20 protein-coding genes are annotated in these 17,705 nt (G+C 71.2%); 5 read left to right on the top strand and 15 right to left on the bottom strand.

What is annotated here, in order from left to right; genetic code table 11:
• Positions 1-415: 415 nt before the first annotated feature.
• The 15 genes from QFW77_RS09305 to asnS all read right to left on the bottom strand — a co-directional run bounded on the left by QFW77_RS09305 (position 416) and on the right by asnS (position 14,075).
• A complete protein-coding gene (locus QFW77_RS09305; RefSeq protein ID WP_280574298.1) occupies positions 416-1,102 on the bottom strand; it encodes a DUF2461 domain-containing protein in 687 nt (228 codons plus the stop codon).
• Positions 1,099-2,544: an exodeoxyribonuclease I gene (gene sbcB / locus QFW77_RS09300; protein WP_280574297.1), complete on the bottom strand. Its 1,446-nt coding sequence runs from the start codon at positions 2,542-2,544 to the stop codon at positions 1,099-1,101. Before sbcB ends, QFW77_RS09305 begins: the two co-directional genes overlap by 4 nt.
• Positions 2,544-3,908, bottom strand: a complete 1,365-nt coding sequence (locus QFW77_RS09295) for an FAD-dependent oxidoreductase (protein WP_280574296.1) — start codon at positions 3,906-3,908, stop codon at positions 2,544-2,546. Before QFW77_RS09295 ends, sbcB begins: the two co-directional genes overlap by 1 nt.
• A gap of 25 nt (positions 3,909-3,933) precedes the next feature.
• A complete protein-coding gene (gene kynU, locus QFW77_RS09290; protein ID WP_280574295.1) occupies positions 3,934-5,205 on the bottom strand; it encodes a kynureninase in 1,272 nt (423 codons plus the stop codon).
• 91 nt (positions 5,206-5,296) lie between these two features.
• The gene (locus tag QFW77_RS09285; RefSeq protein ID WP_280574293.1) at positions 5,297-6,322 is read right to left on the bottom strand and encodes an amidohydrolase family protein; all 1,026 of its coding nucleotides are present in this window, start codon (positions 6,320-6,322) and stop codon (positions 5,297-5,299) included.
• Between the two features lie 35 nt (positions 6,323-6,357).
• The gene (locus QFW77_RS09280; protein ID WP_280574292.1) at positions 6,358-6,876 is read right to left on the bottom strand and encodes a 3-hydroxyanthranilate 3,4-dioxygenase; all 519 of its coding nucleotides are present in this window, start codon (positions 6,874-6,876) and stop codon (positions 6,358-6,360) included.
• Positions 6,877-6,895: 19 nt separating this feature from the next.
• Positions 6,896-7,345: a RidA family protein gene (locus QFW77_RS09275; protein WP_280574291.1), complete on the bottom strand. Its 450-nt coding sequence runs from the start codon at positions 7,343-7,345 to the stop codon at positions 6,896-6,898.
• A gap of 1 nt (position 7,346) precedes the next feature.
• Positions 7,347-8,009 (bottom strand): carbonate dehydratase, encoded by a 663-nt coding sequence (gene can, locus QFW77_RS09270; RefSeq protein ID WP_280574290.1) that lies wholly within the window; start codon positions 8,007-8,009, stop codon positions 7,347-7,349.
• Between the two features lie 20 nt (positions 8,010-8,029).
• Positions 8,030-9,454 carry an aldehyde dehydrogenase gene (locus QFW77_RS09265; protein ID WP_280574289.1) on the bottom strand — a complete coding sequence of 475 codons (1,425 nt, stop codon included), beginning with the start codon at positions 9,452-9,454 and terminating at the stop codon, positions 8,030-8,032.
• Between the two features lie 139 nt (positions 9,455-9,593).
• Positions 9,594-10,406, bottom strand: a complete 813-nt coding sequence (nei, locus tag QFW77_RS09260) for an endonuclease VIII (protein ID WP_280574288.1) — start codon at positions 10,404-10,406, stop codon at positions 9,594-9,596.
• Positions 10,407-10,409: 3 nt separating this feature from the next.
• Entirely contained in the window at positions 10,410-11,195 is a 786-nt protein-coding gene (locus tag QFW77_RS09255) for an SDR family oxidoreductase (RefSeq protein WP_280574287.1), read from the bottom strand.
• A 202-nt stretch (positions 11,196-11,397) separates the two neighbouring features.
• On the bottom strand, positions 11,398-12,030 hold the full coding sequence (locus QFW77_RS09250; protein WP_280574286.1) for an FMN-binding negative transcriptional regulator: 633 nt from the start codon (positions 12,028-12,030) through the stop codon (positions 11,398-11,400).
• A gap of 15 nt (positions 12,031-12,045) precedes the next feature.
• Positions 12,046-12,375 (bottom strand): hypothetical protein, encoded by a 330-nt coding sequence (locus QFW77_RS09245; protein WP_280574285.1) that lies wholly within the window; start codon positions 12,373-12,375, stop codon positions 12,046-12,048.
• Positions 12,372-12,671, bottom strand: coding sequence for a hypothetical protein (locus QFW77_RS09240; protein ID WP_280574284.1), 300 nt, complete (start codon positions 12,669-12,671; stop codon positions 12,372-12,374). Before QFW77_RS09240 ends, QFW77_RS09245 begins: the two co-directional genes overlap by 4 nt.
• 3 nt (positions 12,672-12,674) lie before the next feature.
• Complete coding sequence (asnS, locus tag QFW77_RS09235) at positions 12,675-14,075, bottom strand: asparagine--tRNA ligase (protein WP_280574283.1); 1,401 nt, start codon at positions 14,073-14,075, stop codon at positions 12,675-12,677.
• Positions 14,076-14,209: 134 nt separating this feature from the next.
• Between asnS and QFW77_RS09230 the strand changes: the two genes are divergently transcribed.
• The 5 genes from QFW77_RS09230 to QFW77_RS09210 all read left to right on the top strand — a co-directional run bounded on the left by QFW77_RS09230 (position 14,210) and on the right by QFW77_RS09210 (position 17,596).
• Positions 14,210-14,551 (top strand): HesB/IscA family protein, encoded by a 342-nt coding sequence (locus QFW77_RS09230; protein WP_280574282.1) that lies wholly within the window; start codon positions 14,210-14,212, stop codon positions 14,549-14,551.
• Between the two features lie 166 nt (positions 14,552-14,717).
• On the top strand, positions 14,718-15,161 hold the full coding sequence (gene rpsF, locus QFW77_RS09225) for a 30S ribosomal protein S6 (protein WP_280574280.1): 444 nt from the start codon (positions 14,718-14,720) through the stop codon (positions 15,159-15,161).
• Positions 15,162-15,184: 23 nt separating this feature from the next.
• On the top strand, positions 15,185-15,415 hold the full coding sequence (rpsR, locus tag QFW77_RS09220) for a 30S ribosomal protein S18 (protein ID WP_096208774.1): 231 nt from the start codon (positions 15,185-15,187) through the stop codon (positions 15,413-15,415).
• Between the two features lie 82 nt (positions 15,416-15,497).
• Entirely contained in the window at positions 15,498-15,959 is a 462-nt protein-coding gene (rplI, locus tag QFW77_RS09215; RefSeq protein WP_280574278.1) for a 50S ribosomal protein L9, read from the top strand.
• Between the two features lie 239 nt (positions 15,960-16,198).
• Entirely contained in the window at positions 16,199-17,596 is a 1,398-nt protein-coding gene (locus QFW77_RS09210; RefSeq protein ID WP_280574277.1) for a replicative DNA helicase, read from the top strand.
• The last annotated feature ends 109 nt before the right edge of the window (positions 17,597-17,705 follow it).

Below are 17,705 nucleotides of genomic sequence, written 5' to 3'. Positions count from 1 at the left end.
CCATGGATGGTCTGCGGCGGCGGATCGGGCCATGGATGGCCCGGCTCCGCCGGGGAGCCTCCCCCGGCCCGGGCGCCGCTGGTTCCGAAGCCGACGCACCGGCTTCCCAATCGAGCACCAGTTTGGCTGCGCGGGTCATGAGCCGTGCCTGGCGCTCAAGATGGATGGCCCGACTCCGCCGGCAAGTCCCCCGGTCCGGCGCCGCCGGCTCCGAAACCCGGGGATCCTCGCATTCGTTGCGAGCGCGCGCCGCGCGGCATGGCCCGTCGCCGGCGCGCCAGAGGCAACCGCCGGGCCATCACGCGACGCGCGTGGGCAGCGTTTTTCGCGTTCGCCCCTCGCGGGCTTTCGCGGCCATGGGCCGCTCCTGCAGGCGGCCGCCGCGTTGGTGAGGGCGGCGCGTCGAGCGGTCGCCTCAGAACTCCAGGTCGAGCGCTGCGCACAGGTAGTCCATGAACGGTGCCATCGCTTTCAGGTCGCGCGCCAGCACGCTGCGCAGGCGCGGGCCGGTCATGACGGCGTCGTCGATATCGCGCAGGGCGACGAAGTTGCGCCGGCGCAGGTCGTCGACGTACTCGAACCCGGGGTCGAACCCGCGCGGCGGGCGCACCAGCATCTCGCCTTCGGAGAGCCGGTAGCGGCGGCGGAACGCCGGTGCGTGCGCGGCGCGCGCCCAGCCGGCGGGGTTGTCGACCACGAATTGGCGGATCCGGCGCAGCACCGGCGGCTCTGGGTGCCAGATGCCCGCGGCGATGAAGCAGGCGCCGGGCTGCAGGTGCAGGTACCAGGACGGCGCCGCGGTCTCGCGGCTGCGTTCGTGGAACAGGCGCGCACCCTGCCAGGTCTTGTAGGGGGTCTTGTCGTTGGCGAAGCGGGTATCGCGATGGATCCGGAACAGCGAGCCGCCGACCGGTTTCGGGTCCGAACGGTAGTGCGGGCTGACCGCCAGCACATCGGGTTGCAGGTCGACCAGCAGGCGCCGGAACGGCTCGCGAACGTGCGCCTCGTAGTCCGCCTTGCGCGCCTGGAACCAGGCGCGCTCGTTGTGCCGCGCCAGCGAGCGGAGGAAGCGGAAGGAGCGCTCGCAGAAGTAGGCCGTCATGGGCCCAGCTCCGCGGCCAGTTCGCGGCCCCAGGCCTCGAGACGGTCGAGCAGCGCCAGGCGCGCGCCGTCGCCGGAGTGGGTGGCGCGCAGTGCGATGATCTCGCCGAAGAACTCGGGCAGGGACAGCTCGGAGAGCCCGCTGCCCTCCGCCAGGCGCTGGCGCCGGTACGCGTTCCATCGCTCCTGCTCGGCGGCGTCGAGGGTTTGCGGCCAGTTGCGCGCGCGGTAGCGGAACAGCAGCTCGGGCAGGCGCGGGTCCTGGAAGCCGAACGCGCGCGCGGACAGCGCCTCGGGTGGGGTGCCGCGCACCTCGGCCATGCGGCGGCGGTCGGCTTCGCCGATGAAGCCGTCGTACAGCGCCGCATCGGCGTCCGCCGGTTCGCGGGCGGCCTCGCGGGCGTAGACCGCACGGATCTTCTCGGCCAGCGCCGGCCCGGCCTCGCGCAACAGTGCCGCCCGCTCCGTCGCCTGGCCGCGGTCGATGCCGAGCCGCTCGATGTCTGCGTGGGTGAGATGATGCCAGGCCACGACGGCGGGGCAGCGGTTGAGGTGGATCTCCTTCAGTGCGACGCGCGACTCGCCGGGCGGCAGGTCGGCGGTCGGCGTGTAGAGCCGGTCGGCGATCTCGTCCGGCTCCAGCTCGAGCAGCGGCCGCGGATCGGTGCCGAGGTCGAACACGATCACCCGGTTGTCGATGCGCGGATGCCGCGCCAGCGGCAGCACCGGGGCGGCGCACATGCGCGTGGCGGGATAGCGCTGGGACACGTGCAGCACGGGCTGCATCGCGATGGTGTCGAGCAGGCCGGCGGCGTGACGCTTGTCGCGCAGCCGCAGGGCGTAGTCCCACAGCCGCGGCTGCGCCACCCTCAGCCGCCGTGCCAGCCCGATCAGGGCGCGCACGTCCGACAACGCCTCGTGGGCGTCGCCGGTGCGCACCCCGTTGACGGTGGCCAGGTGCTCGAGCTTGAACGAACAGGCGCCGTCCTCGCGCCTGGGCCAGGCGACGCCATCGGGCCGCAGCGCGTAGGCCAGGCGCATCACGTCGAGCAGGTCCCAGCGCGAATTGCCGCCGCGCCATTCCCGCTCGTACGGGTCGTAGAAGTTCCGGTACAGCCCGCAGCGGATGAACTCGTCGTCGAACCGCAGCGAGTTGTAGCCGACGCAGCAGGTGCGCGGCCGCGACATCGCCTCGTGGATCCGGGCGAACGCTTCGGCCTCGCCGACCCCGTCGCGCAGGGCATCCTGCGGGGCGATGCCGGTGACCATGCTGGCGGCCGGGGTGGGCAGCAGGTCGTCGGCGGGGCGCACCAGGAACTCGATCGGCGCCTCCAGCTCGTTCAGCGCCTCGTCGGTGCGGATCGCGGCGAACTGGGCGATGCGGGTGCGGCGCGGATCGCTGCCGAAGGTTTCCAGATCGTAGAACAGGAAGCTGGCGCCCATCAGCCCTGCTCCAGCGGCGCGAGCTGCGCGCGGATCTCGGCGTCGAGCGCGCCGCGGTCGACCCGGTCGAGGGAATCGAGGCCGTAGGTCGCCCGTTCCAGGATCGCGTGCTGGCGGCGGCTGCGTTCCAGCGCCAGCGCGTAGGGGATGCGCATGAAGCTGACCATCGCGTAGCGGGGCACGAACCGGCCGGGGTGGCGCTGCTGCAGTTCCAATTCGAGCGCGCGCTGCAGCAGGTAGTCGCTGTCGTCGACGCGGTCGCGCATCTCGCGATAGTTCTCCAGCGCCATCTGCTGGATCGCCAGCGCGTTGGGCTGCCGGGCGGCCTGGAACCCGGCGAAGACGTCCTCGAGCGGCGCCTCGCCGCGGAGCCGCTGCGCCAGTTCCACGCAGTCCTCGAATGCACAGTTCATGCCCTGCCCGTGGAACGGCACCATGGCGTGCGCGGCGTCGCCGATCAGTACCGCGCGCCGGTCCAGGTGCCAGCGCTCCAGATAGAGGGTGGCGAGGGTCCCGGCCGGGTTGGCGGCCCAGTCGGCCTCCAGGTCGGGGATCAGGGGGAGCGCGTCGGTGAAGTCCCGTGCGAACAGGGCCCGGGCCTGTTCGGGAGTGCGCACCGAGTCGAAGCCAGGATCGCCGTGGTTCGGCATGAACAGGGTGACGGTGAAGGTGCGCTCGTCGTTGGGCAGGGCGATGCACATGTAGCCGCCGCGCGGCCAGATGTGCAGCGCGTTCGGTTCGATGCGGAAGCCGCCGTCGGCGGCGGGCGGGATCTCGAGCTCGCGGTAGCCATGGCCGAGCGGCTCGACGCGTTCGCCGAGGTCGGTGGCACGCTGCATCGCCGAGCGCACCGCCGAGCCCGCGCCGTCGGCGCCGACCAGCGCGGCGAACCCGATCTGTGCGCAGGTGCCGTCGCGCTCGTCGACGAAGCGCGCGCTGCCCGCTTCGAAGTCCACCGCGTCCAGGCGCCGGTCGAAATGCAGGCGCGCCCCGGCCGCCTCGGCCAGCCCGATCAGGGTGAGGTTGAGATCGCCGCGGTGCACCGACCAGATCACCTCGGAATCGTCGCGGCCGTAGCGCTGCAGTTCGGTGCGGCCGTCGGCGAAGTGCACCATGCGACCGCGCATCATCACCGCCTGGCGCATCACCGCGGCCTCCGCCCCGGCTCGCTCCAGGGCGTGGCGACCGCGTTCGGCCAGGGCCAGGTTGATCGAGCGCCCGCCGGCGTAGCCACGGACACGCGGGTCGCCGCGCTTTTCGTAGACGTCCACGCGCCAGCCGTCGCGCGCCAGCAGGATCGCCAGCAGCGCGCCGGCCAGGCCGGCGCCGACGATCGTCAGCGAACGCGGCTGCGCGGCGTTCATTCGCCGCGTTCCATCGGTGCCTGGCTCATGCCGCCGCCCAGGCCTCGACCGTGCCCGCGAAGCGCAGCACGTCGGCGTGGTTGTTGTAGAGCGGGGCCGGGGCGATGCGGATCACGTCGGGCTCGCGCCAGTCCCCGATCACGCCGCTGGCCGACAGGTGCTCGAACAGGGCGCGGCCGGCATCGCGGCCATCGCGAACCCGCAGCGAGAGCTGGCAGCCGCGGCGCCCGGGCTCGCGCGGGGTGGCGACCTCGAGTACGCCCGACAGGCGCGCGTCGATCAGGGTCTCCAGGTAGCCGGTCAAGCGCAGCGACTTCTCGCGCAGCGCCGGCATTCCGGCGCGGCCGAACAGTTCGAGCGAGGCGCGCAGCGGCGCCATCGCCAGGATCGGCGGGTTGCTCAGCTGCCAGCCCTCGGCGCCGGGCGTCGGCACGAATTCGGGGCCCATGCGGAAGCGGGTGGCCTTCTCGTGGCCCCACCAGCCCGCGAACCGCGGCCGTTCGGTGTGCGCATGGCGCGCGTGGACGAAACAGCCGGCCACCGCGCCGGGCCCGGAATTCATGTACTTGTAGTGGCACCAGACCGCGAAATCCGCGCCGCAGTCGTGCAGCGCCAGCGGCAGGTTGCCGGCGGCGTGGGCCAGGTCGAAACCGACCACCGCGCCGGCGCCGTGGCCCAGGCGGACGATCTCCGCAAGCTCGAAGGCCTGGCCGGTGCGGTACTGCACCCCCGGCCACAGCACCAGCGCCAGGCGCGGGCCGTGCTCGGCGATGGCGCGCTCGATCGCCGCCATCGAGATCGTGCCGCCGGGCTCGTCGGCCTCCAGCTCGATCAGGTCGGTGGCGGGATCGAAGCCGTGGAAGCGCAGTTGGGATTCGAGCGCATGGCGGTCGGACGGGAACGCGCCGGCCTCCATCAGGATCGCCGGGCGCTCGCGGGTGGGGCGGTAGAAGCTGACCAGCATCAGGTGCAGGTTGGCGGTCAGCGAGTTCATCGCCACCACCTCGGCCGGCTGCGCGCCGACCACGCCCGCCAGCGCCTCGCAGACCAGCTCGTGGTAAGGCATCCACTGCGCATGGCCGCGGAAATGGCCCTCGACCGCCTCCATCGCCCACTTGTCCAGCACCTCCTCGACGTAGGCGCGCGCACCGCGCGGCTGCAGGCCGAGCGAGTTGCCGCAGAAATAGGCCTGCTCGGCGCCGCCCTGCAGCGGCACGTGGAATTGCCCGCGCAGCTCGCGCAACGGATCGGCCCGGTCCAGGGCGGCGGCGTACTCGGCGGAGCAGGGGTCGGTCATGGCATTCCGGGCAGGGTCGCGGGCGGGCCGTCGAGGCGGGCCGATGCCGGTGGTCGGACGCGGCGGCGCCCGGCGGTGGGAACGGCTGCGGTCATGAGAATCGCGACAGCGGCAGGTCCAGCCATTCCAGCGCGGTGCCGTGGTACAGCCGCGCCTGCGAGGTGGCGTCGAGGTCGAGCTCGGCGATGCCGGCACCGGGGGTCTGTTCGCCGAGCGGGAACGGATAGTCGGTGCCGAGCATCACCCGGTCGGTGCCGCAGGTATCGAGCAGGTAGCGCAGCGCGCGCGGGTCCGCGACCCATGAATCGAAGTACAGCTGCCGCAGATAGCCGCGCGGATTGCCGGGGTTGTCGGTCGCCACCAGGTCCGGGCGCATGCGGAAGCCGTGCTCGATCCTGCCGATGGTGTAGGGGAAGCTGCCGCCGCCGTGGGCCATGCAGATCTTCAGCTTCGGCAGCCGCTCCAGCACCCCGCCGAACACCAGGCAGCAGGCGGCGCGGGACTGCTCTGCGGGCATGCCGACCAGCCAGGGCAGCCAGTACTTGGGCATGGTGTCGGTGCCCATCATGTCCCAGGGGTGTACCAGCACCGCGGCGCCGAGGTCGGCGGCGGCCTCGAAGAACGCAAACAGCTCCGGCGCGTCGAGGTTCCAGTGCTCGTCGGCCGAGCGCTGGATGTGCGAGCCGATCTGCACGCCCTGCAGGCCGAGCTGGTCCATGCAGCGTTCCAGCTCCTGGATCGCCAGCCGCGGCGACTGCAGCGGGACGGTGCCGATGCCGGCGTAGTGGCGCGGGAAGTCGCGGCAGGTCCGCGCCATGTGGTCGTTGAGCGCCTGGTGCAGCTCCAGGGCCTGGTTGGCCTTCGCCCAGTAGCTGAACATCACCGGCACGGTGCTGATCACCTGCACCTGCACGCCGAACCTGGCGTAGTCGTCGATACGCTCCTGCGCATCCCAGGTCTTCGACCAGATCTCGCGAAAGAAGCGCCCGTCCTTGTAGATGCGGTGGCGGCCGTCGCTGGTGTGGTGGATCACCGGGAACCGGGCATCGCCGTACTTGGCGGCCAGGTCCGGCCACTCGCGCGGCAGATAGTGGGCATGGATGTCGATCTTGAGCACGCCGGCATTCTACCGGAGCCGGGCGGGAGCGCGGCTCAGCCGTATTTCGCCGGCGCCGGGTTCAGGTGCCCGCAGGCGTCACAGGTGCGCAGCTCGTCGGAGGCGTAGAAGCGGTCGAACACCGGCGGCAGGTCCCGTTCGATGTCCTGCAGCGAGAAGAACTCCTCGTAGAGCTGGTGGTTGCAGCGCTCGCAATACCACATCAGGCCGTCCTGCTCGTGCGGCAGGCGCTTGCGCTCGATCACCAGGCCCACCGAATCCGGGCCGCGCTGAGGCGAATGCGGGATGCACGGCGGCAACAGGAAGGTTTCGCCGGCGCGGATCGGGATGTCGCGCGGCTTGCCGTCCTCCTGGACGCGCAGGGTCATCTCGCCCTCGAGCTGGTGGAACCACTCCGGGCCCTCGTCCCAGTGGTAGTCGGTGCGCTGGTTCGGCCCGCCGACCACCATGACGATGAAGTCGCCGTCGTGGATGCACTTGTTGCCGACGGGAGGCTTGAGCAGGTGCCGGTTTTCGTCGATCCAGGCCTGCAGGTTGATCGGTGCCGGGAGCATGTCGGGTCGCCTCGCTGGATCAATCGTCGGACCGGGAGCGCTGCGGCGGCAGCGCCGCCACGCACTTCAACTCTATCGCAATGGGGGTCGGCAGGGCGTCGATGCCGACGGTGGTGCGGCAGGGGGCGGTGTCCGGATCCGGGAAGTGTTCGGCCCAGACCGCGTTGTAGGCGGGGAAATCGTGGGCCATGTCGGTGAGGTACACGGTGACGTCGACCAGATCCTCCCAGCGCGCGCCGCTCGCCTCGAGCACCGCGCGCACGTTGGCGAACACCGTGCGGGCCTGGGCGTCGATGTCGTAGCTGGTCAGCCGACCCCGCGCATCGGTGACGTTGCCGCGGATCGCCCCGGTGGCGGGGTCGCGCGGTCCGATCCCGGACAGGAACAGCAGCTCGCCGACCCGGCGCGCGTGCGGATAGCTGCCGACCGGGGCGGGGGCGGTGCCGGTGCGGATCGAGCGACCGGTCATTTCAGCGATCCTCGCGGTCGGCGCGGATCCGCTCCAGCGCGGGCTCGTACTGCTCGCAGAGCGCAGCGGGGCTGTCGATGGAAAGCCCCAGGTCGTGCACCCGTCCATCTCGCAGCGAATACACCCAGGCGTGCACTGCCAGCTTCTGGCCGCGCGCCCAGGCCTCGCCGACCACGGTGGATTCGCAGACGTTGATCATCTGCTCCAGCGCGTTGAGTTCGCACAGGCGGTCATGGCGGACCTCCTCCTCGTCGATGGCCTCGATGATGGCGCGGTGCTTGTGCTTGACGTCCTTGACGTGCCGGATCCAGTTGTCGGCCAGGCCGACGCGGCGGCCATCGAGCGCCGCGCCCACCCCGGCGCAACCGTAGTGGCCGACCACCAGGATGTGCTCCACCTCCAGCACGTCGATCCCGAACTGGATCACCGACAGGCAGTTGAGATCGGTGTGCACCACCACGTTGGCGACGTTGCGGTGCACGAAGACTTCGCCGGGGCTCATGTCGATGATCTGATTGGCCGGCACGCGCGAATCCGAGCAGCCGATCCACAGGTACTTGGGTTTCTGGATCTTCGACAGCCGCGCGAAGAAGCCGGGGTCTTCGGCCTCGACGCGGGAGGCCCAGGTGCGGTTGCGTTCGAGCAGTTCATGCAGGCGGTACATAGGGATTCCAGTTGTGGAAGTCAGACGGCGATGCAGACGTTGCGCGGCTCGGTGAAGAAGCGCATCGCTTCCAGGCCGCCCTCGCGGCCCAGCCCGGAGCGGCCCATGCCGCCGAACGGGGTGCGCAGGTCGCGCATCAGCCAGGTGTTGATCCAGACCACCCCAGCGCGCAGTTCGGCGCCCATGCGGTGGGCGCGCGCCAGGTCGCGGGTCCAGACCGATGCGGCCAGGCCGTAGTCGCCGGCATTGGCCAGCGCCAGCGCGTGGTGATCGTCGTCGAACGGCTGCAGGGTGACGACCGGCCCGAAGATCTCCTCGCGGTTGGTCGCGCAGTCCGGGCCGAGGCCCTCGATCACCGTCGGCGCGACGAACCAGCCCGGCCGCTGCAGCGCCACGCCGCCGCAGAGCACGGTGGCGCCCTCGTCGCGCGCCCGGGCGATCGCCGCCATCACCTTGTCGAAATGCGCCTGGGACACCAGCGGGCCGAGGCGGGCGTCCGGGTCCATCGGATCGCCGGCCCGCAGCGCCAGCGCGCCCTCGACGAACGCCTCGCGGAAGGCCCCGTAGATGCTCCGCTCCACCAGGATCCGGGAGCCGCACAGGCAGATCTGCCCGGAATTCTGGAACGCCGAGCGCAGCAGTTGTTCCAGCTGCGCGCGCCAGTCGCTGTCGGCGAACACCAGGGTCGGATTCTTGCCGCCCAGTTCCAGCGACAGCTTCTTCAGCGATGGTCCCGCGATCCCGGCGATGCGCTGGCCCACCGCGGTGCTGCCGGTGAAGGAGACCGCGCGCACCCCGGGGTGGCGGACGATCGCCTCGCCGGCTGCGGGCCCGCTGCCGTGGACCAGGTTGAGCACGCCGGCCGGCAACCCGATCGTGGCCGCCAGTTCGCCCAGCAGGCTCGCGCTGGCCGGGGTGACCTCGGAGGGCTTGGCGACCACAGCATTGCCCGCGGCCAGCGCCGGTGCGAACTTCCAGGTCAGCAGGTACAGCGGCAGGTTCCAGGGCGAGATGGTCCCCACCACCCCCAGCGGCTTGCGCAGGGTGTAGTTGAGCCCGGCCTGGCCGTGGTGCGATTCGCTGGAGAACTGGGTGGCGGCATGGGCGAAGAAGCGCAGGTTGGCGACCGCGCGCGGAATCTCGACCTTGCGCGCCAGCGCGTACGGTTTGCCCCCGTCGCGGGCCTCGGCATGGGCGAAGTCGTCGGCCCTGGCCTCGAGCGCGTCGGCCAACCGTTCGAGCCAGCGCGCGCGCGCGTCGTTCGGCAGGGCCGCCCACGCCGGAAACGCCGCCGTGGCTGCGGCGACCGCGGCGTCCACATCGGTCGCGTCGCCATCCGCGACCTCGGCATAGACCTTGCCGAGCGCCGGCTCGTGCACCGGCAGCCAGCCGCCGCCGGCCGGCTCGCGCTGTTCGCCGTGGATGAAGTGCCCGAAGCGTCGCATCGCGGCATCTTACCGTGGCAGGCGGTGTGGGCCGCGTGGCCGGGGACCGGAGCGCCGGCCGTTCGCCACACGGGCGCCAGCGCACCCCGGACGGGGGACCTGGCCGCCACGGCCGCGCAGCGCGCCGGGTCCGCGATCGCTAGACCTGGCAGCGCGGGCAGAAGTACAGGCGCCGGCCGCCGGCCTCGCTGCGCTCGATCGGCGTGCCGCAGGTCTCGCAGGGCAGGCCGGCGCGGTCGAATACCCGGAAGCGGAAGCCGTCCGCGGTATCGGTGAGGTAGTCGGCGCGCATGCCTGCGGCGGGGGCGATGCCGCGGGTGCGGTAGCTGCGCGCCGGCACCGCCAGCAGCGCGATGGCCAGGCGCCGTCGCTCCGCGGGGTCGAGGCCTGCCGGCGCGCGCCCGGCGGCGATGCCGGCCTCGAACAACACCTCCGCGCGCAGGTAGTTGCCCATTCCCGCCAGGAATGCCTGGTCCAGCAGCAACCCGGCCAGCCGGCGGCGGGCGAAGCGCGGATCGCGCAGGCGCGCTTCCACCGCGGCGGCGTCGAGCGCGGGGTCGAGCACGTCCGGGCCGATGCGGGCGAGGAACGGGTGGGCGGCCAGTTCGGCGGTCCTCCACATCGCCACGTCGGACGCCGAGTACAGCAGGATCGCACGCGCTGCGGTTTCCAGCGCCACCCGCAACGAGCGGCCCGATTCGGGGCGTTCGCCGCGGCCGGCCACCCGCCAGACGCCGTAGAGCTGGTTGTGCGTGTACAGCGTCCAGCCGTTGTCGAAGCGGGTCAGCAGCGCCTTGCCGCGGGGCTCGATCGCCGCGACGACGCGCCCGCGCAGCGCGCGCTGGTGCCGCTTCAGCGCCGGGAATGCGAACCAGGCCGACACCAGCGGCTGGCCCACCATCGCGGCGGCGAGACGGTCGGCGGCACGGCGGATTTCGGGACCTTCGGGCATGCCTCAGATCGACTGCATCCGCCCCCCGTCCACGGCCAGGCTGACGCCGTTCACATAGGCGGCCGCGGGCGAGCACAGGAATGCGATCACGCCGCCGGTTTCCTCCGGGCGCGCGAAGCGGCCAGCGGGGACGGTCGCCTGCATGGCGGCGCGCACCGCCGCCTCGTCGCGGCCTTCCTTGCCGGCGCGGTCGCGCACGATCTGCTCGATGCGGCCGGTCTCGGTGAAGCCCGGCAGCACGTTGTTGACGGTGATGCCATCGGCGGCAAGCTCCCGCGACAGGGTCTTGGCCCAGCCGGCGACCGCGCCGCGCACGGTGTTGGACACGCCCAGCCCCGGGATCGGCTCGCGCACCGAAGTGGAGATCACGTTGACGATCCGGCCCCACCCGGCGGCGCGCATCCCCGGCAGCAGCGCCTGCACCAGGGTCTGGCCGGCGATCAGGTGCTTGCCGAAGGCATCCAGGTAGGCTTGCGCATCGGCGCCGTGGGCCGGTCCGCCCGGCGGTCCTCCGCTGTTGTTGACCAGGATCTGGACCGGCCGCTCGGCAGCCAGCGCCCCGGCCTGCGCGCGCAGTTCGTCGGCGTGGGCCAGGTCGACCGCGAGCCAGCCGTGGCGCTGCGCGCGGTTGCGCGGGAGCGCTTCGGCCACCGCCCGCAGCGCGCCGGCGCGCCGCGCCAGCACGGTGACGTCGGCGCCGAGCAGGGCCAGTTCGTGCGCCGCGGCGCGGCCAATGCCTTCGGAGCCGCCGCACACCAGGGCATGCCGGCCGGAGAGGTCCAGATCCATCGGGTGCGCTGCCTCGTCGGCGCCGTGGGGCGGTGATCCCAGCTTACCAGCGCAGCGCCGGGGTGCTGCGCGCCCCCGAAGTGCGGGTCTGCGGCCCGCGCGAAGCCGAGCCTGCCCGGTCGAGAACCTGGCGGCGCGGACTCGCGGGCCTGTGCGTCGGCCGAGTGCGCTGCAGAGCCCGAGGCAGCCGGGCGGCGCAGCGTTACGGAGCGGGGCGTCCCGGCAGGCGCCCGTGCATCAGCGCCGCGACGGCGCGGGCATCGTCGCCGCCGGCGGCCGCCAGTTCGGTGGCCACCGCCTCGCGATTGGCCTGTGGGTGGTTCTGGTGCAGCTTGAACTTCAGTTCGACTCGGCTCGGCCGGAACCGGAACCCGGTGATCCCGCGCAGTTGCGCGGCGAACCGGGGCTCGGTCGGGTCGAAGCTCCAGTCGCTGCCGGCGCGGGCCTCGAAGCGCTCGCTCAGGCGCAGGACCAGGTCGCCCAGCGCCGCGTCGTCCTCGTAGCACTCGAGCGCGCCGTACAGATGCGCGGCGGCGTAGTTCCAGGTGGGCACGCGCGCCGCCGGCTCCTTGTCCGGATACCAGCCGGGCGAGACGTAGGCATGGGGGCCGTGGACGATCAGCAGCGCCTGCCCCTCGGCGGCCTGCGGGTTGGGACGCGCCCAGTGCCCCTCGACCAGCACCCGGTCGGCGTCGCGCCGGTACAGCACCGGCAGATGCGAGGCGAACGGAAGCCCGTCGGCGGCGGTGGTGACCAGGGTGACGAAGGGGTCGGCATCGACCAGCCGGTCGAGTTGCGCCAGGTCGGATTCGGCGAATGCGTGCGGCGTGTACACGGCGCGGGCCGGGTCTCAGGCGCGGCCGCCGAGCCGCTGCATCATCCGCGGCCGCAGCTGCTCGTCGGACTCGCCCTGCGGCGGCGCGAGCTCGTCCAGGGCGAAGCCGCGCGCGAGCGCGTCGTCCTGGTCGAGACCATCGAACGCCGCGAACTCGGCGTCCAGCAGCGCCGCGCGGGCGCTGTCCTCGGTGTCGTAGCTCAGGGTGTTGCCGTCGCTGTCGAACACCTCGGCGGTGCCGCCGGCGCGCACCCGCAGGCGCGCCCAGACCACGGTGCGGCCGAGGGTGGCCAGCCACCATTCGTCGTAGGTGGCCGGGGAGGCGGGATCTCGGGGCTCGATCATGCCAGCCACCATAGCCACAGCAGCCCCGCCATGCCCAGCCCGAACAGCACGGTCATCAATGCGATCCGCGCCGGCGTGGCCAGACCGGTGAACTGGCGGTCGGCGGACTCGCGGTAGCCCCCCGCCAGCAGCCAGCGCAGCGCCGCCGGGCGCAGGAAGGCGCCGTCGCCCAGGCGCGCCCGCAGCGCCGGATCGCGCTCGCGCAGGTGGACCAGCGACAGCGGCCAGAAGATGACGAAGGCGCAGGCGCCGCCGATGGCGATGCCGACGAAGCACAGGGCGAGGAACAGGACCACGGCTCAGAACTCGGCGTGGCCGGGCGCGCGCGGGTAGGGAATCGCGTCGCGGATGTTCGAGAGGCCGCAGACATAGACGACCAGGCGTTCGAAACCGAGCCCGAAGCCGGCGTGCGGCACCGTGCCGTAGCGGCGGAAGTCGCGGTACCAGCCGTAGTGCTCGCGGTCCAGCCCGAACTGGTCCATGCGCGCGTCCAGCACGTCGAGGCGCTCCTCGCGCTGGCTGCCGCCGATGATCTCGCCGATCCCCGGTGCCAGCACGTCCATCGCCGCCACGGTGCGGCCGTCGTCGTTCAGACGCATGTAGAACGCCTTGATGTGCTCGGGATAGTCGGTCACCACCACCGGGCGGCCGACGTGGCGCTCGGTCAGCCAGCGCTCGTGCTCGGTCTGAAGGTCCAGGCCCCATTCGACCGGGAACTCGAACTTCTGGCCGGACTTCTGCAGCAGGTCCACCGCGGCGCTGTAGTCGATGCGCTCGAACGGCGCGTTGACGAAGGCCTCCAGGCGGGTGATGGCATCCTTCTGCACCCGCTCGGCGATGAATGCCATGTCGTCGCCGCGCTCCTCCAGCACCGCGCGGAACAGGTACTTGAGAAACTCCTCCGCCACCCGAGCGTTCTCGGCCAGGTCGGCGAAGGCGATCTCGGGCTCGACCATCCAGAACTCGGCCAGGTGGCGGGTGGTGTTGGAGTTTTCGGCGCGGAAGGTCGGCCCGAAGGTGTAGACCTTGCTCAGCGCCAGGCAGTAGCCCTCGACGTTGAGCTGGCCGGAGACGGTGAGAAAGGCCTCGCCGCCGAAGAAGTCGCGCGAGAAGTCCACCGCGCCGTCCTCGCCCAGCGGCAGGTTGGCCAGGTCCAGGGTGGAGACCCGGAACATCTGCCCGGCGCCCTCGGCGTCGGAGGTGGTGATGATCGGCGTGCTGATCCAGTAGTAGCCGTGCTCGTGGAAATAGCGGTGCACCGCCTTGGCCAGGCAGTCGCGGATGCGGGTGACCGCGCCGAACAGGTTGGTGCGCGGGCGCAGGTGCGCCACTTCGCGCAGGAACTCCAGCGAATGGGCCTTGGGCTGGATCGGGTAGGTCTCCGGATCGTCGACCCAGCCCACCACCTCCAGCGCCTCGGCCTGGATCTCGAAGCTCTGGCCCTTGCCCTGCGAGCGCACCAGGGTGCCGCGGGCGATCACCGCGCAGCCGGCGGTCAGGCGCCGCACCTCGGATTCGTAGTTGGCCAGCGATTCGGGCGCGACGACCTGGATCGGCGCGAAGCAGGAGCCGTCGCTGAGGTTGACGAAGCTCAGCCCCGCCTTGGAGTCGCGGCGGGTGCGGACCCAGCCGCGGACCGAGACCTCGCCGCCCTCGGGGACCTTGCCCGCGAGCGCCTGTGCCACGCTGACCGTCGTCATGCCTTGAATTCCGGGTTCGATGAACGGATATCGGAGCCGTGCAGTTTACCCAAGTCATGAACGGCCGGCTGCGCGGTACGCAGTGTTCGCCCCGTGGCCCGTTGCGCGGCCGGTCAGAGGAGTAGAATCGCCCCATGGCCATCCATCTCGCCCCCGCCGCACTCGAACGCGTCAAGAGCTTCCTCGCCGCCTCGCCGCAGGCCCTGGGCCTGCGCTTCGGGGTGGAGCGGACCGGCTGCTCGGGCTGGGGCTACGTGGTCGACCTGGCCCACGAGCAGCGCCCGGGCGACCGGGTCAGCGAGCAGGACGGGGTGCGCATCTATGTCGACGCCGACAGCGCCGCGCTGGTGGACGGCACCGAGATCGATTTCGCCCGTGACGGCCTGAACCAGCAGTTCCGGTTCCGCAACCCCAACGTGGCCGCCGAGTGCGGCTGCGGCGAGAGCTTCACCACCGCCGCCGACCGCGCCGCCTGACCGGTCCGGGCGCTTGCCCGCAAGTCGTTGATCCTCCATAATGCGCGGCTCGCTGCGGCCCGGCCGTGGCGAGCCCTTGCCCCACCGCGCCCGGTTCCCGGCCGACGGGGGGCTGTCCGAACCGAGCGGGCGCGCCCGTTCGGTCGATAACCGAAAGGAAAATCCGATGCGTCACTACGAAATCGTGTTCCTGGTCCACCCGGACCAGAGCGAGCAGGTGCCCGCGATGATCGAGCGCTACACCTCGATGGTCGAGGGCGGCGAGGGCAAGGTCCACCGGCTCGAGGACTGGGGCCGCCGCCAGCTTGCCTACCCGATCAACAACCTGGTCAAGGCCCACTACGTGATGTTCAACATCGAGGCCGGCCAGGACGTGCTCGACGAGCTCGTCGGCACCTTCCGCTTCAACGACGCGATCCTGCGCCATCTGGTGATCCGCCGCGACGAGCCGGTGACCGAGCAGTCGCTGATCATGAAGAACAAGGACGACAAGGGCGACAAGCCCGAGCGCGGCGAGCGCCGCCGTCGCGACGGGGACGAGGGTTCCTCCGGCGACACCGAGAAGTCCGACCGGGCCGACAAGGCCGACGACACCGCCGAAGCCGCCTGACCACGCTTCCAGGAGAGCGCACCATGTCCAAGTTCTTCCGCCGCCGCAAGTTCTGCAAGTTCACCGCCGAGGGCGTCAAGGAGATCGATTACAAGGATCTCAATACCCTGCGCCAGAACCTGACCGAGAACGGCAAGATCGTTCCCAGCCGCATCACCGGTACCAAGTCGCGCTACCAGCGCCAGCTGGCCACCGCGGTCAAGCGCGCACGCTTCCTGGCGCTGATCCCGTACACCGACAACCACAACGTCTGAAGCCCAGTCCGTTCGGACAGCTGAAAGTTGTGGCGCCGCGGGCCCCGTCCGTGCGGCGCCACTAACGAACACGGAGCACACCATGCAACTGATCCTGCTGCAGAAGATCGCCAGTCTCGGCAACCTGGGCGACAAGGTCACGGTCAAGCCGGGCTACGGCCGCAACTACCTGGTCCCGCAGGGCAAGGCCGCGCCGGCCACCGCCGCCAACCTGGCCGAATTCGAGGCCCGCCGCGCGGAGTACGAGGCCAAGGCCAAGGCCGCCCACGAGGAGGCCGCGGGCCGCCTGGGCAAGCTGGAGGGTGCCAGCGTGGCCATCAAGGTCAACGCCTCGACCGAGGGCAAGCTGTACGGCTCGGTCGGGCCGCGCGACATCGCCGAAGCGCTGACCGCGCAGACCGGCGTCGAGGTCGAGAAGTCGGAGGTGGTGATGGGCGAGGGCCCGTTCCGCCACGTCGGCGAGTACGAGGTCGTGCTGCACCTGCACGCCGACGTCGAGACCACGATCAAGGTCGCCATCGAGCCGGAAGCGGCGGTGATCTGAGCCGCCCTGGCCGGAGGGACCACGGACGGGCGCCGCGAGGCGCCCGTTTTCGTTGCGGCGGCGCGCATGCGGCAGCGCCTACCTCCGGTCGGGTCGCACCCGCTGAGACGCCATGGCGATAGAAAAGCGGTGTTATCCACAGCTTGTTCCATCGCGCGCCCACAGCCGGACCGCCTACGATGCCCCACCGCAGTCATCTAACCGTCTTCGGACGGCACGCACCGGAGCAGTCCCCGACCATGCCCGCACGTCCAGAGCGCCGCGACTTCGGCCACGACAGTCGCATCGAGCAGCTGCGCGTGCCGCCGCAATCGGTGGAGGCGGAACAGGCGGTCCTCGGTGGGCTGATGCTCTCGCCGGAGGCCTACGACCGCATCGCCGACATGCTGGTCGACAACGACTTCTACCGGCGTGACCACCAGCTGATCTATCGCGCGATCCGCGAACTGGCCGAGAAGAACCGGCCCTACGACGCCGTCACCCTGGGCGAGTGGTTCGAGTCGCAGGGGCTGGCGGAGCAGGTCGCCGGTGGCGCCTACCTGGTCGAACTGGCCAGCACCACCGCTTCGGCGGCCAACATCAAGGCGTATGCCGAGATCGTCCGCGACAAGGCGGTGCTGCGGCAGCTGATCGACGTCGGCACCACCATCGTCAACGACGGCTTCCAGCCGGAGGGCCGCGAGAGCCAGGAGCTGCTGGCCAGCGCCGAGCAGGCCGTGTTCGCGATCGCCGAGGCCGGCGCGCGCGGGCGTAGCGACTTCACCCCGGTCAACAAGGCGATGGCCGAGGCGTTCGACGTGCTGCAGACGCGCTACGCCAACGGCGGCGGCATCACCGGCCTGCCGACCGGCTACGAGGAGTTCGACCAGATGACGGCCGGCCTGCAGCCGACCGACCTGCTGATCCTGGCGGCGCGGCCGGCGATGGGCAAGACCACGTTCGCGCTCAACATCGCCGAGTACGGGGCGATGAAGACCAAGAAGGCGGTGGCGGTGTTCTCGATGGAGATGTCGGCCAGCCAGCTGGCGCTGCGCCTGATCTCCTCGGTCGGGCGCATCAACGCGACGCGCCTGCGCACCGGTCAGCTCGAGGACGAGGACTGGAGCCGGGTGACCAGCGCGATCCGGCTGATCAAGGACACGCGGATCTTCATCGACGACACCCCGGCGCTGTCGCCGGAGGTGCTGCGCGCCAAGTCGCGGCGACTCAAGCGCGAGCACGACCTGGGGTTGATCGTGATCGACTATCTGCAGCTGATGGCGGTGCCGGGCAACAGCGAGAACCGCGCCACCGAGATCTCCGAGATCTCGCGCTCGCTCAAGGGCCTGGCCAAGGAGTTGAACGTCCCGGTGATCGCGCTGTCGCAGCTCAACCGCTCGCTGGAGTCGCGCACCGACAAGCGCCCGGTGATGGCGGACCTGCGCGAGTCGGGCGCGATCGAGCAGGATGCGGACGTGATCGTGTTCATCTATCGCGACGAGTATTACAACAAGGAAAACTCGCCGGACAAGGGCCTGGCCGAGATCATCATCGGCAAGCAGCGAAACGGCCCGACCGGCTCGTTCAAGCTGAAGTTCTTCGGCGAATACACCCGCTTCGACAACCTCGCCCACGACTCGGTCGGCAGCTTCGAGTAGCGCTCCCCCGTCGGCGCAACACCCCCGGCACGTCTTCCGCTCTCGCGTTGACGGGCTTCGGAGGAACTGGCTACCAAGCATTCGAAAGCGAATCGCCGGCGCGGCGCCC

The sequence above is a fragment of the Luteimonas endophytica genome (assembly GCF_029887875.1).
Taxonomy (GTDB): Bacteria; Pseudomonadota; Gammaproteobacteria; order Xanthomonadales; family Xanthomonadaceae; genus Luteimonas; species Luteimonas endophytica.
This window is presented reverse-complemented; position numbering and strand designations above follow the sequence as displayed.

What these genes read in the sequence shown, in the direction of transcription:
- rpsF (WP_280574280.1), top strand. Translation starts at nt 14,718, where the DNA reads ATGCGTCACTACGAAATCGTGTTCCTGGTCCACCCGGACCAGAGCGAG.
- nei (WP_280574288.1), bottom strand. Translation starts at nt 10,406, where the DNA reads ATGCCCGAAGGTCCCGAAATCCGCCGTGCCGCCGACCGTCTCGCCGCC.
- sbcB (WP_280574297.1), bottom strand. Translation starts at nt 2,544, where the DNA reads ATGGGCGCCAGCTTCCTGTTCTACGATCTGGAAACCTTCGGCAGCGAT.
- asnS (WP_280574283.1), bottom strand. Translation starts at nt 14,075, where the DNA reads ATGACGACGGTCAGCGTGGCACAGGCGCTCGCGGGCAAGGTCCCCGAG.
- rpsR (WP_096208774.1), top strand. Translation starts at nt 15,185, where the DNA reads ATGTCCAAGTTCTTCCGCCGCCGCAAGTTCTGCAAGTTCACCGCCGAG.
- QFW77_RS09210 (WP_280574277.1), top strand. Translation starts at nt 16,199, where the DNA reads ATGCCCGCACGTCCAGAGCGCCGCGACTTCGGCCACGACAGTCGCATC.
- QFW77_RS09230 (WP_280574282.1), top strand. Translation starts at nt 14,210, where the DNA reads ATGGCCATCCATCTCGCCCCCGCCGCACTCGAACGCGTCAAGAGCTTC.
- kynU (WP_280574295.1), bottom strand. Translation starts at nt 5,205, where the DNA reads ATGACCGACCCCTGCTCCGCCGAGTACGCCGCCGCCCTGGACCGGGCC.
- QFW77_RS09280 (WP_280574292.1), bottom strand. Translation starts at nt 6,876, where the DNA reads ATGCTCCCGGCACCGATCAACCTGCAGGCCTGGATCGACGAAAACCGG.
- QFW77_RS09295 (WP_280574296.1), bottom strand. Translation starts at nt 3,908, where the DNA reads ATGAACGCCGCGCAGCCGCGTTCGCTGACGATCGTCGGCGCCGGCCTG.
- QFW77_RS09275 (WP_280574291.1), bottom strand. Translation starts at nt 7,345, where the DNA reads ATGACCGGTCGCTCGATCCGCACCGGCACCGCCCCCGCCCCGGTCGGC.
- QFW77_RS09245 (WP_280574285.1), bottom strand. Translation starts at nt 12,375, where the DNA reads ATGATCGAGCCCCGAGATCCCGCCTCCCCGGCCACCTACGACGAATGG.
- rplI (WP_280574278.1), top strand. Translation starts at nt 15,498, where the DNA reads ATGCAACTGATCCTGCTGCAGAAGATCGCCAGTCTCGGCAACCTGGGC.
- can (WP_280574290.1), bottom strand. Translation starts at nt 8,009, where the DNA reads ATGTACCGCCTGCATGAACTGCTCGAACGCAACCGCACCTGGGCCTCC.
- QFW77_RS09255 (WP_280574287.1), bottom strand. Translation starts at nt 11,195, where the DNA reads ATGGATCTGGACCTCTCCGGCCGGCATGCCCTGGTGTGCGGCGGCTCC.
- QFW77_RS09305 (WP_280574298.1), bottom strand. Translation starts at nt 1,102, where the DNA reads ATGACGGCCTACTTCTGCGAGCGCTCCTTCCGCTTCCTCCGCTCGCTG.
- QFW77_RS09265 (WP_280574289.1), bottom strand. Translation starts at nt 9,454, where the DNA reads ATGCGACGCTTCGGGCACTTCATCCACGGCGAACAGCGCGAGCCGGCC.